This is a genomic window from uncultured Methanofollis sp. (assembly GCF_937919355.1).
Classification (GTDB): Archaea; Halobacteriota; Methanomicrobia; order Methanomicrobiales; family Methanofollaceae; genus Methanofollis.
Genome location: NZ_CALFSA010000159.1, coordinates 1 through 10,736 on the forward strand (window position 1 = coordinate 1; position 10,736 = coordinate 10,736).

12 protein-coding genes and 2 tRNA genes are annotated in these 10,736 nt (G+C 63.3%); 7 read left to right on the forward strand and 7 right to left on the reverse strand.

The features are described from left to right. Window positions 1-170: 170 nt before the first annotated feature. On the forward strand, window positions 171-1,055 hold the full coding sequence (locus Q0520_RS07815) for a mechanosensitive ion channel family protein (protein WP_298668497.1): 885 nt from the start codon (window positions 171-173) through the stop codon (window positions 1,053-1,055). Between the two features lie 12 nt (window positions 1,056-1,067). Further along, window positions 1,068-2,003 (forward strand): mechanosensitive ion channel family protein, encoded by a 936-nt coding sequence (locus tag Q0520_RS07820; protein ID WP_298668499.1) that lies wholly within the window; start codon window positions 1,068-1,070, stop codon window positions 2,001-2,003. On the opposite strand, the gene Q0520_RS07825 is transcribed toward Q0520_RS07820, so the two are convergent. Both Q0520_RS07825 and Q0520_RS12170 read right to left on the reverse strand, forming a co-directional pair. Beyond that, a tRNA-Ser gene (locus tag Q0520_RS07825) sits at window positions 1,998-2,081 on the reverse strand. The two genes, Q0520_RS07820 and Q0520_RS07825, sit on opposite strands and share 6 nt — an antisense overlap. 41 nt (window positions 2,082-2,122) lie before the next feature. After that, on the reverse strand, window positions 2,123-3,730 hold the full coding sequence (locus tag Q0520_RS12170; protein ID WP_342765255.1) for an RNA-guided pseudouridylation complex pseudouridine synthase subunit Cbf5: 1,608 nt from the start codon (window positions 3,728-3,730) through the stop codon (window positions 2,123-2,125). A gap of 85 nt (window positions 3,731-3,815) precedes the next feature. On the opposite strand from Q0520_RS12170, the gene Q0520_RS07840 reads away from it, so the two are divergent. Then, on the forward strand, window positions 3,816-5,024 hold the full coding sequence (locus Q0520_RS07840) for a tripartite tricarboxylate transporter permease (RefSeq protein ID WP_298668502.1): 1,209 nt from the start codon (window positions 3,816-3,818) through the stop codon (window positions 5,022-5,024). Window positions 5,025-5,120: 96 nt separating this feature from the next. Here Q0520_RS07840 and Q0520_RS07845 read toward each other — a convergent pair whose 3' ends face one another. Beyond that, window positions 5,121-6,047: a calcium/sodium antiporter gene (locus tag Q0520_RS07845; RefSeq protein WP_298668505.1), complete on the reverse strand. Its 927-nt coding sequence runs from the start codon at window positions 6,045-6,047 to the stop codon at window positions 5,121-5,123. A gap of 71 nt (window positions 6,048-6,118) precedes the next feature. On the opposite strand from Q0520_RS07845, the gene Q0520_RS07850 reads away from it, so the two are divergent. From Q0520_RS07850 to Q0520_RS07860, 3 genes are read left to right on the forward strand one after another with little or no spacing between them, the layout of a single operon-like run. Further along, on the forward strand, window positions 6,119-6,964 hold the full coding sequence (locus tag Q0520_RS07850) for an RNA-processing protein (protein WP_298668508.1): 846 nt from the start codon (window positions 6,119-6,121) through the stop codon (window positions 6,962-6,964). Beyond that, window positions 6,961-7,566 carry a fibrillarin-like rRNA/tRNA 2'-O-methyltransferase gene (locus Q0520_RS07855; RefSeq protein ID WP_298668510.1) on the forward strand — a complete coding sequence of 202 codons (606 nt, stop codon included), beginning with the start codon at window positions 6,961-6,963 and terminating at the stop codon, window positions 7,564-7,566. The genes Q0520_RS07850 and Q0520_RS07855 overlap by 4 nt, the downstream gene beginning before the upstream one ends. Before the next feature lie 21 nt (window positions 7,567-7,587). Beyond that, a complete protein-coding gene (locus tag Q0520_RS07860; RefSeq protein WP_298668512.1) occupies window positions 7,588-8,310 on the forward strand; it encodes a DUF1614 domain-containing protein in 723 nt (240 codons plus the stop codon). A gap of 167 nt (window positions 8,311-8,477) precedes the next feature. Here Q0520_RS07860 and Q0520_RS07865 read toward each other — a convergent pair whose 3' ends face one another. The 4 genes from Q0520_RS07865 to Q0520_RS07880 all read right to left on the reverse strand — a co-directional run bounded on the left by Q0520_RS07865 (window position 8,478) and on the right by Q0520_RS07880 (window position 9,952). Continuing rightward, a complete protein-coding gene (locus Q0520_RS07865; protein WP_298668514.1) occupies window positions 8,478-8,843 on the reverse strand; it encodes a hypothetical protein in 366 nt (121 codons plus the stop codon). After that, window positions 8,840-8,986, reverse strand: a complete 147-nt coding sequence (locus Q0520_RS07870) for a hypothetical protein (protein WP_298668515.1) — start codon at window positions 8,984-8,986, stop codon at window positions 8,840-8,842. Before Q0520_RS07870 ends, Q0520_RS07865 begins: the two co-directional genes overlap by 4 nt. Window positions 8,987-9,103: 117 nt before the next feature. Further along, a tRNA-Gln gene (locus tag Q0520_RS07875) sits at window positions 9,104-9,176 on the reverse strand. A 50-nt stretch (window positions 9,177-9,226) separates the two neighbouring features. Next, complete coding sequence (locus Q0520_RS07880; RefSeq protein ID WP_298668517.1) at window positions 9,227-9,952, reverse strand: thymidylate synthase; 726 nt, start codon at window positions 9,950-9,952, stop codon at window positions 9,227-9,229. Between the two features lie 318 nt (window positions 9,953-10,270). Here Q0520_RS07880 and Q0520_RS07885 point away from each other — a divergent pair. Next, on the forward strand, window positions 10,271-10,736 hold a 466-nt coding region (locus Q0520_RS07885), incomplete at its 3' end, for a DUF3821 domain-containing protein (RefSeq protein ID WP_298668519.1).

Sequence of the window (10,736 nt, forward strand, 5' to 3'; positions counted from 1 at the left end):
TGCTCTCTTGGTTTTGAAGCCCCGTCTCCTGAGAGAGTCTGGTCAGAGTATGAACGTGAAGCCCTGGAAGCTGCGGCACAGGTCATCGGTGCGGTCCTGAAGAGATAGAGCCTGCCCGTCCCGGCCGATATCGGAAGGGATTCATGTCTCCAACCCAAACTCCTTGCGGTATGGCCCTGAGTGATCCGGTCTCTGTCGGAGGAGTCTCTCTCGATGTCTTCCTGGTCTTTATCTTTGCTTTCATCGCCTCGCTCTTCCTCGGGAACCTCGTCTACCTCTTTGTCAGGCAGGGGCTGGAAGGCCGTGTTTCCCGGAGCACTGCCAAGTGGGTCTCGGCCATCCTCCAGTACGGGGTGATCTTTGCCGGTGTCTATGTGAGCGCCCGCTACCTTCTCGCTTTCGACCTGACGGCCTTAATCGCATCCCTGGGCATCCTCGGCATCGTTATTGCCATCTCGTCGAGCCAGATCATCCAGAACGTCCTTGCCGGTGTCCTGATCACGATCAACCGCCCCATCCAGCTTGAAGAGTGGGTGGTCGTCGGGGGGAGGCCGACGACCGGTCTGTGCCGTGTGCGTGACGTCTCGTTCACGACGACGATCCTGCAGGGTCTTGACGGTGGTCTCGTCCTCCTCCCGAACTCCCAGATCGTCTCATCGAAGGTGATCAACTACTCCCGCGCAGGGTTGATGGAGGTCCTGATCCCCCTTTCGGTCCCGGCATGCGCCGACCTCGGCAGGGTACGGGAGATCGCCCTGCAGGTGGCGCACGACCACCCCCTGATCCTCCCCCACCTCGGCCCTGCCGAACGCTCGAAGGTGCAGGACCTCTTCGAACTCCCCTATCTCAGGCGTCTCTCCTCCGACCGCCAGAACACGAAGCACTTCGAGCCCTGTGTCCTGTTCTCCTCGGTGAATGACGAATGGGTCCGCATGACGGTGCAGGTATGGATCAGGAAAATCACCCGGAAAGATGAGATCGTTTCCGATTATCTCGGGTCGCTCCTCGAAAGACTGCATGCAGAAGACATTCCGGTCAAGGCAGAGGCACTATAAAGAGGTCATGCCATGCTCCCTCTCTCTCCCACCACGACCATGACGCCGGACGAGGCTATTTTCATTGGTGGAGTTTCACTGGAGGCCTTTGTTGCATTTATATTGGCTCTCTTTGCGTTTCTGGTCGCGGGGAATCTCATCTACCTTTCTGTCAGGCAGGGGCTGGAAGGTCGTGTTTCCCGGAGCACTGCCAAGTGGGTCTCGGCCCTCCTCCAGTACGGGGTTATCATCGGTGGAGTCTATGCGAGCGCCCGCTATCTCCTCGCCTTCAACCTGACGGCATTCACCGCGTCCCTGGGCATCCTCGGTATCGTCATCGCGTTCTCTTCGACCCAGATCATCCAGAACGTCCTTGCTGGTGTCCTGATCACGGTCAACCGTCCTATCCAGCTTGAAGAGTGGGTGGTCGTCGGAGGCTGGCCGACGACCGGTCTGTGCCGTGTGCGTGACGTCTCGTTCACGACGACGATCCTGCAGGGTCTTGACGGTGGTCTCGTCCTCCTCCCGAACTCCCAGATCGTCTCATCGAAGGTGATCAACTACTCCCGCGCAGGGTTGATGGAGGTCCTGATCCCCCTTTCGGTCCCGGCATGCGCCGACCTCGGCAGGGTACGGGAGATCGCCCTGCAGGTGGCGCACGACCACCCCCTGATCCTCCCCCACCTCGGCCCTGCCGAACGCTCGAAGGTGCAGGACCTCTTCGAACTCCCCTATCTCAGGCGCCTCTCCTCCGACCGCCCTGACCTGACGATCTTCGAACCAAAGATCCAGATCTCGTCGATCAAGGAGGAGTGGATCCGCCTGACGGTGCGGGTATGGATCAGGAAAATCACCCGGAAAGATGAGATAGTCTCGGAGTACCTCGGCGACGTGATCCGGAGGTTGAAAAACGAGCACCTCCTCGACGAGGAAGATGAAAAAGAAGACACAGAAACAGAAAAACGCTGAGGGGGAGATTTGAACTCCCGAGAGACTTGCGCCTCACGGGCTTTCCAGGCCCGCGCCCTACCGCTAGACTACCTCAGCACTCGCCTTATACTATACGCCCCCCCGTTTTTTAATCCTATCTATTCGGCCGGGCTGTGGGGGTGCGTCGTCCAGGCCCGTGGATAGGTGCCTGCGGCCATCATCACCGCCCGCGGGGCGAGCACGAGTCCGGTGGCGCCGGGTTCGTAGGCCGCAGAATCGGTGAGGGCTTCGCCGAGACAGATGAGTTCGTCCTTTTCAGATAGTACAGCCACAAGGTCGCCCTTCTGGTACTTCGTCCTCGAGAGGACGCCGACCCCCGCGAGGGCGGCGCCGTGGCAGAGGGCGTCGATCGCCGTCTCCCGCACGACGACCCGCGGGAGGTCGCCGATGCCCTGCACAGGCGGGAGGATGAGGCGGGTGAGAGGGGAAGTGTCCCCGGCCCGCGCCGCGACGGCGGCGTCCCTGAGGTCGTGGAGGGTGCAGGTCTCGCCCTCGCCGACGACGCCTGAGCGGGTCCGGCGGAGTTCCTGCATGTGGGCCCCGACGCCGAGGGCGAGGCCGAGGTGGTGGCAGAGAGACCTGATATACGTGCCCGCGTCGCAGACCACCCTGAAGAGGACGAGGCGCCCGTCCACGTCCAGCACCTCCAGTTCATAGATGCGCCTGATCCGCAGGTTCCGCTTCACCGCGCTCCGACGGGGCGGCCTCTGGTAGATCCGGCCGACGAACTCCCGCGCCGTCTCTTCGATCTCCTCCCTGCGTGCGTCCCCGTGGAGGCGCATCAGGCAGACGTACTCCTTCCTCTCCTTCAGCAGGACAGGGGCGAGGCGCACGGCAGGACCGATCATGACGACGAGCACGCCGGTGACCATGGGGTCGAGGGTGCCGGCATGGCCGACAGGCACGCCGAGCATCTCCCCCACCCATGCGGCGACCTGGTGACTCGACGGCCCCCGCGGCTTGTCGACGGCGATGAGGCCTGCCTGCGGGACACCCGGTACGCGGTGTTCAGGCATGGTCCGGTCCTCTCCCTCCCTCCGGTTCAGGGCTTCGAGAGTCCCGGCAAGGGACCCGTCCCCGACGACGTCGGGCATGACACCGGCCTTTTCCATCGCGGCCGCTGTCACCGTGCCGATGGCGGCGACGGTCTGCCCTGCCCGCCGCGGCCAGTGCGCCTCCCTGAAGGACGAGGCGCTTGTGAAGAGGACGACATCGGCACGTGCCGTGTCGAGGTCCTCTCCTGTCGGGACGAGGGTGTAGGCCGGGTACTCGCAGGCCTCGCCGCCGAGGTCCCGGATCGCCTGGAGGAGAGCGGGGTTCGGCACCGCCGCCCGCGGGATCCCGACCGTCCTGCCCTTCAACCACTCCCCCATATAGGGTGCGAAGTCGGCCGAATAATAGGATGGCAGGGTTTCGGGTTCGAGGCCGCAGGCCTTCAGCGTCCGTGCCGTCTGGGGGCCGATGGCGACGATGCGTACGCCGGCGGTTGGGCGCAGCCGCGGGGCGATCACCTCCGCAGGCAGGGCGCTCGTGAAGAAGATCGCATCGAAGTTTCCGGCATTCGCCCCGGCCACAAAGCGGTCGATGTTCTCTTCGAGGAGTTCGGCCCGCAGAGGCGAGACCGTGTAGCAGGTATGCCCGTACCGGGCGCAGAGGGCGGCGTCCCTTCCCGCCTTCTCAGCAAGACGGGTGATCGCAATCAACATTGTGCAATTGTTCGGTGCGGGTGGGATATGACGGTTTCCCCGCCGGGCCGGATGGTATATATGGGGCGGTTTCAGAATCTCCGGTGTGATCGCCGCCCTCATCGCCGGCACCCTCCTCGGCGTCGTCCTCGGCACGGTCAGCGGTCTGGTGCCGGGCGTGCACGTCAACACGATGGCAGGGCTCCTCCTTTCCCTCTCGCCGATCCTCATAGTAACACTTGGCGCCCCCCTGCTGGCGGCGGCCCTTGTCGCCGCCCTTATCACCCACACCTTCCTGGACTGCGTCCCCTCCACCTTTCTCGGTGTGCCCGACGCCGACACGGCGGTGATGGTCCTCCCTGCCCACGCCCTCTGCCTGGAAGGGCGGGGCGGGGAAGCGGTGCGCATCTCGGCCCTCGGGAGTGCGGCGGCCGTCGTCTGGTCACTTCCCCTCTCTCTCCTCTTCTTCACCCTCTTCCCTGCCTTCCAGCCCTTTTTCGACCTCTGGATCGGTGTCCTCCTCACTGCGGTCGCCTGCTACCTTGTCGTCTTCTCGGAGTCTCCCGAGTGGGCGGCAGGCATCTTTCTCGTCTCCGGCTTCCTCGGCCTCGTCACCTTCAGGTACTCTTTCCTCGCGTGGGGCGGCGGCACCAGCGTCCTGATGCCCCTCCTCTCCGGTCTTTTCGGCGTCTCTGTCCTCCTCTCCGCCTCCAGCGGGAGGATGCCGCCGCAGTCTGACGCCGTCACCTTTCCCGGCAGGAATGAACTCTTCAGGTGCTCGTGTGCCGGGTCTGTGGCCGGCGCCGTCGTCGGCTGGCTCCCCGGCCTCTCGAATGCCACCGCGAACGCCCTCCTCGCCTCGGTGATCGACTACGGCGATGACCGCCGGGGCTACATCCTTGCGACAAGCGCCGCAAACACGGCGAACGCCTTCCTCGGCCTCGCCGCCCTGTACGCAATCGGGCGGACGAGGAACGGCGTCATGGTGGCGCTCGCCACCCTCGAGGTCCCCCCCTTCACTGTCCTCCTCCCTGTCGCCGCCCTCGCCGCCGCCCTCGCCTATGCCGCCACCGTCCTCCTCTCGGGAACGGCCGGCATCTTCTCACGCGTCCCCCTCAAACCCCTGAACGCCGCTGTGATCCTCTTCGTCACTCTCCTCTCCTTCCTCCTCTGCGGCCCCTTCGGTCTCGTCGTCCTCATCCTCGCCACCTGTGTCGGTGTCGTGCCGACCCTCGTCGAGGTCCGCAGGGTCTACTGCATGGGTGTGGTGATGGTCCCGGTGATACTCTCGTCTCTTGGCGTGGCTGTGCTGTAGGGAAATCGGGGTTTGCGTGAAGATTGCCCCGGGAAAGTATAATCGAAAAATAGGAACTCAGGGGAGGATGCGAGGTCACAAAGATTCACAGGCCCCTCACGCGGCCCCGAAGATCACGGCGATATACCCCACATACGCAGCGATGAGGAGGACCGCCCACGCCCGCGTGAACCGATCCCCCCCCATGAAGAGGGGGACGACGGCGAGGGCGAACGCGGCGGTGACGAGGGTGTCGAAGAGGTTGCCGATCGGTACCGGCATGATGAGCACGGCGACGCCCATCACGAAGAGGAGGTTGAAGATGTTGCTCCCCAGGATGTTCCCGACCGAGATGCCGTCCTCGCCCCTGACTGTCGCAACGAGGGAGGTCACAAGTTCTGGCAGGGATGTTCCAACCGCCACGATCGAGAGTCCGATGACGAAGGTCGGGACACCGATGGCGCCGGCGATCGCCACCGCTCCGTCGACGACAAACCGTGCCCCGATGATGACGGCGGCAAGTCCGGCGATGGTGAGGAGCACGTCCCTGTTCCCGTGACTCTCGACGCCGCCGGACCCTTCTTCCTTCCCGTGCCGCAGGAGGAGGGCGAGGATGACGGCGAATGCCCCGAGCATCCCGGCCCCTGCGAAAACGTCGAGGGTGCCCCGCAGGGCGAAGAGGACGAAGATCCCGGTCGCCGCAAGCATCAGCCCGGTCTCCCAGAGGGCGGAGTCGCGACCGTTGCTGTTTCTGCCGAGGAGGTCCGGTCTGATGAATGCACAGAGTGCGAGGATGAGGGCGATATTCGCGATGTTGCTCCCGAGGACATTGCCGAGAGCGATCCCGGCGTCGCCGGTTGCGGCGGCGTTGACGCTCACCACGAATTCGGGGACTGAGGTGCCGAAGGCGATGACAGTACACCCTATTGTCGCCGCCGAGACCCCGAACCGCGCCGCAAGCCCGCTCCCCCCGCCGACAAAAAAGTCCGCACCTTTGACGAGGAGGGCGATGCCGACGAGAAAGAGGATTACTTCGGTGATCATGATGTATTCAGCCTGTACGATCTGGACGGTGCGCCATATGTTAATGTTCCCTGCATTCCCATCCATATCTAATGGAGCGCTACTGGTTTGGGGACGTTGAAGAGGGTGTCTGCCGCCCTGCTGAGACCGACCCTGCAGCACTTGGCCGGAGGATAGACGCGGTCCGGGCCGAGCTCGGGCGGCCTGACTGGAGACTGGCGCAGGCCTGCGGTGCGGTGAGGGACAGGGCCGACTACATTGCGGTCCTGCAGGCAGGGTGCATGGAACGGGCGCGGGCGCAGGTGGCGGTCGAACTCTCGGGCAGGGACGTCGAACTCCTCCAGATGGTGCGGACTCTCGACGAGATCGACCATGTCGCAAACCTCCTCCTTGAGAGAGCCGTCGAGTGGCAGGCCATCCTCGACCCGGCCTTCACCCGGAAATACAGGCGGGGGGGCAAGGCCCTTGCCGGGCGGATACAGCGGAGTCCATCGCCGTCCCTGAGAATGGTCGGCGGCGAGATCGAGCACCTCGGCGAGGTGCGGAACAGGCTGATGCGCGAGGTCTCACGGCGTGCCGATGCCGTCCTCCCGAACACGAGCGCCCTTGTCGGCGGCCTTGTGGCGGCGCGGCTCATGGCAGAGGCGGGGGGACTCTCTCACCTCGCCCGGATGCCCGCGGCGACCATCCAGGTGCTGGGGGCGCGGACCGCGATCTTCTCTCATATCCGCGGCAGCGCCCCCTCGCCGAAGCACGGCGTCATCTTTCAGCACCGCAGGGTGCACAATGCTCCGAAAGAGGTCAGGGGCCGGGTGGCGCGGGTGCTTGCGGCAAAACTTGCGATTGCTGCGCGTATCGACCACTTCAGGGGCGAACTTGATCCGGCATTTGTCGAAATGGCGCAGAAGAAGATCGACGCCGCAGGGGTGAGGGCATGATCAGGATCGGCGGTGTCCTTGTCTCTCCCGGCGAGGGCGGGGTGTATGGCGAGAGGATGATCGACGGTTACCGCGTCTGGGACCCGTACCGCTCCAAACTTGCGGCCTATGCCCTCCTCGGCGGGGAGAGGGACCTTGCCCCGGAGATGCGGGTCCTCTACCTCGGGGCGGCGAACGGCACCACTGTCTCCCATGTCGCCGACTATGTCGAGGTGGTCTACGCGGTGGAGTTTGCGCCGCGGCCGATGCAGGACCTCATCGAGGTCTGCCGCCACCGGAAAAACATCGTCCCGATCATGGCCGACGCCGGTCGGCCAGAACTCTATGCCGGGATCGTCGAGGAGGTCGACCTCCTGTATCAGGACGTCGCCCAGCCCGACCAGGTGGCGATCGCCCTGCGGAACGTCCCCTTCCTCAGGCCGGGAGGCACCCTCATGCTCATGCTCAAGACGCGGAGCGTGGACGTGAGGTTGAGCCCGCAGGACGTCGCCGATGAAGCGGTCAGGGCACTCGAAGAGGGCGGCATGCGCGTGACCGAGGTGCTCTGGCTCGAACCCTACCACCGCGACCATGCGGCGATCATCTGCGAAGCCATCAAATAAGATCTCCCCCATCTCTTCTTCATGGGCAGATTCCTCTTCAACCCCTTCAGCATCCTCATGGTGGCGTTTCTCTTCGTCGCCCTGCTGCTGCTGATCCCCCTCCTCTTCCTGAGCCTCATCGGTTCGGCATTTGCAAAACTTGGTTTCCCCCCCGGGGCCGTTATCCTGCTCCTCATCCTCACCCTTGTCGGGAGTCTCGTCAATATCCCGGTGACGACGGTGCAGGCCGGGCCTGTGCGGATGGAAAAGGAGTTCAGCCCCTTCTACGGGTGGGTCTACCGTATCCCCGAGGTGGCGCCGGAGACGGTCGTCGCCATCAATGTCGGCGGCGCCCTGATCCCTCTCCTGATCTCCCTGTACCTCATGTATGAGTCTGTGGTCGTCTCCGGGGGTTTCACGGTCCTTGCCCTCGCCCTGGTCGGGGTCGCGGTCGTCACCGCCGTGACGCACCATGTGGCCCGCCCTGTCCCGGGCCTCGGCATCGCCACCCCTTTCTTCGTCCCGCCCCTCGTTGCGCTCGTGACCGCGCTCGTCCTTGCCGGTTTCGCCGGGAGTCCTGAGGCGGCGGTGATCGCCGCACCGGTCATCGCCTACATCTCGGGCACCCTCGGCACACTCATCGGCGCCGACCTCCTCAACCTCGGCCACCTCGGTGAACTGGGCGCGCCGATGGTGAGCATTGGCGGCGCTGGTACCTTCGATGGCGTCTTCCTCTCCGGCGTGCTTGCGGCTTTCCTGGCGTGAGGGGGGATCTCCGATTATTTTTCGGCGGCGGCAAACCCGGGCAGTCCGGTGTACTCTCTTCGTGTGGGACATTATCGGGTAATTCTCATAATAGAAGGCAATACGATGGTTATCGCCGATATTGGGGTCGGGAACCGGAATAAAATCTGCCGGAAATACTGATCTCTTTACGCCCGGTACTTCCTGGGCAGTGCGTCGAAGACCGGCACCTGCTCCGCGTAGAAACGCGGGTCGTTTTTCGTGTACTCATGGTTGGTCTCGATTTTCAGGTGCGCCGCGATAAAGGGGACCACTGTCGAGAAGTCGAGTCCTCCGGGTGGTCGATGGGGAGATGTTCGTCGGTGACCGGTCCCCTCCTGCTGTTCGAGAGGTGAATGAGACCGGGGGAGGTGCCGCCCCGCGTCGTGGAGGACAGTTCTTTCCGCGCCCGTGACGTCCACCGCCTCGACGGTCAGGGCGATGGCCTCCTCCATCCACATCTCGATCTCCGCGGGAGGACGGTCGTCGTGGGCCGTCGGTGCGCAGGGGTTCACGCTGTGGCCGTGGTGAGGAGGGTGCGTGGATGACGATGGGAGACGCCGGCGTCCGGGATTGCATCAATCCGTACCCTGAATATATTCCTCTCCGCCGGGATCACCCGGACCTGCACATGGTTGATCCGCCCCTCCCCGTGCATGGCGGCGCGGGTGGAGAATGTCTTTTGATCGTCGGAACCCCCCCTGCGCCGGTGCGGTACGGCCTTCCCCTGCCGGAGAATAGCATCCGCTTGGAAAGAAGTGTTTTCAAAAAGGAGTAGCCCGGAGCAGATTCGAACTGCTGTCGGAGGATCCAGAGTCCCCCATGATTGACCGCTACACTACCGGGCTATGCGCCTTATTCTGTTTTTCTTTACAGTAGAAAAAGGTGACGGTCGGGTTCAGACCGACCGTGCCCGCGGGCACTTGCCGCAGGCGCGGCAGACTTCGGGTATCGGGGTTATCTCCGTCCCGTTCTGGCAGAATGGGGGGATATCGTTGGAGTCCCTGACAAAGTAGATGTGCGGCACCAGGGAGATGTGGGTGTAGGCCCCGCAGGGGAGACCGAGGGCGTCCGCGATCATCTTCTGGAGGTGCGCGAGCGCGAACATGTTCGCCCCGGCCGCGGAGAGCATGTCGTTACTCCGGAAGACCACCTTCATCAGGAGTTTCCCGTCCCGCACCACGCACTGGACCAGCTGGAGGCAGGGGCAGTCGTGGAGGCCCTCGTCCACCGGTGGGTTCCAGGTGACGGCGACGGCCCGCCTGCTCTCCGGGGCCTCGCGGAGTTTCTGTATAATGTACTCGATCTGGTCGGCGTGGACGCCGGTCCCCTCCCTTGCCAGGCCCTGCCCCCAGTCGCAGAGTCTGCTGTGGTAGTCGTACTCGAAGACAGCGTCTGAACCGTGGAGGAGGGCGTCGGCATAGGAGTCCAGGAACCGGCGCTGAAAGCGCGAGTGCCCGCTCGCCATCGGTTCGGTGAAGGGGTCGTCGACGGTGACCGCCGTCTCCTCGAACTCCACCGTCGCCTCACCGTCTTCCGTCTCAATGACGTACCCCTTCTCCAGGATCATCTTCACCACAAGTTCATGCGCCCGCCCCAGGGTGGGGGCCCGGATCACTCTCATGGAGAAGAGTAGGCAGGCAGGGTTACTGAAGATTGTGTCTTTGCTCCCTGACCTGCCCCCGTTGCGTGTGGAGCGGTCGGCGTTTGCGGGCTTGATGGTATGATTTCGGAGGATCAGCAAAGAATTTGAAATTACAGCCTGTTCGGAGCGTCTGACGGGCGTCACCCCTTCCGCGCAACCACAAAGGATATATTAAGTGTTACACTAATAATGTCGTATATTCCGGCAATCGGAGTATTGGGCATGGTGAACCCGTATTCGACGCGTGTCGAAACCGGTTTGTTGTGCTCACCACGTTTACGCTAAAGGAGGAATTGCATGAAGAGTACATCTAAGATGATGGTCGTTGCCGCCGTCTTCCTTGTAGCCGCCGCCATGCTTGTCATGCCGGCCACTGCGAGAGAGAACGTTCCCGGCGTTGCCGCAGGGCAGACCGTCTTTCTCTATGAAGAGAACCTGAACCTCTCGGCCCTCACTCCAGCAGGTGCCGAGAATTTCACGCTTGTTCACTTCACGAACGATGACACCGACTCCGGTGTCGCTGTGGATATCGATGTTAACGACCCGAAGGATGTCGACCTTATGGAAGCTATTGCTTCAAAGGTTGGCAGCAACACCGGGCGTTACTTCGTGAACGATAAGGCCGGCCAGTACATCTACATCAAGAAGCCGGCTGTCCAGCTGAAGCCGGTCCTTGCCGACTCCCACTCCGACTCGATCGATGGGAAAACCGTCTCCTCGAGTGCGCAGATTGCCTTCCAGCTGATCGCGCCCGATGTCGGTG

Excerpts from the sequence above, each read along its gene's own strand:
- Q0520_RS07815 (WP_298668497.1), top strand. The coding sequence starts at position 171 with ATGGCCCTGAGTGATCCGGTCTCTGTCGGAGGAGTCTCTCTCGATGTC.
- Q0520_RS07860 (WP_298668512.1), top strand. The coding sequence starts at position 7,588 with ATGGGCAGATTCCTCTTCAACCCCTTCAGCATCCTCATGGTGGCGTTT.
- Q0520_RS07820 (WP_298668499.1), top strand. The coding sequence starts at position 1,068 with ATGCTCCCTCTCTCTCCCACCACGACCATGACGCCGGACGAGGCTATT.
- Q0520_RS07855 (WP_298668510.1), top strand. The coding sequence starts at position 6,961 with ATGATCAGGATCGGCGGTGTCCTTGTCTCTCCCGGCGAGGGCGGGGTG.
- Q0520_RS07870 (WP_298668515.1), bottom strand. The coding sequence starts at position 8,986 with ATGCACGGGGAGGGGCGGATCAACCATGTGCAGGTCCGGGTGATCCCG.
- Q0520_RS07845 (WP_298668505.1), bottom strand. The coding sequence starts at position 6,047 with ATGATCACCGAAGTAATCCTCTTTCTCGTCGGCATCGCCCTCCTCGTC.
- Q0520_RS07850 (WP_298668508.1), top strand. The coding sequence starts at position 6,119 with ATGGAGCGCTACTGGTTTGGGGACGTTGAAGAGGGTGTCTGCCGCCCT.
- Q0520_RS12170 (WP_342765255.1), bottom strand. The coding sequence starts at position 3,730 with ATGTTGATTGCGATCACCCGTCTTGCTGAGAAGGCGGGAAGGGACGCC.
- Q0520_RS07880 (WP_298668517.1), bottom strand. The coding sequence starts at position 9,952 with ATGAGAGTGATCCGGGCCCCCACCCTGGGGCGGGCGCATGAACTTGTG.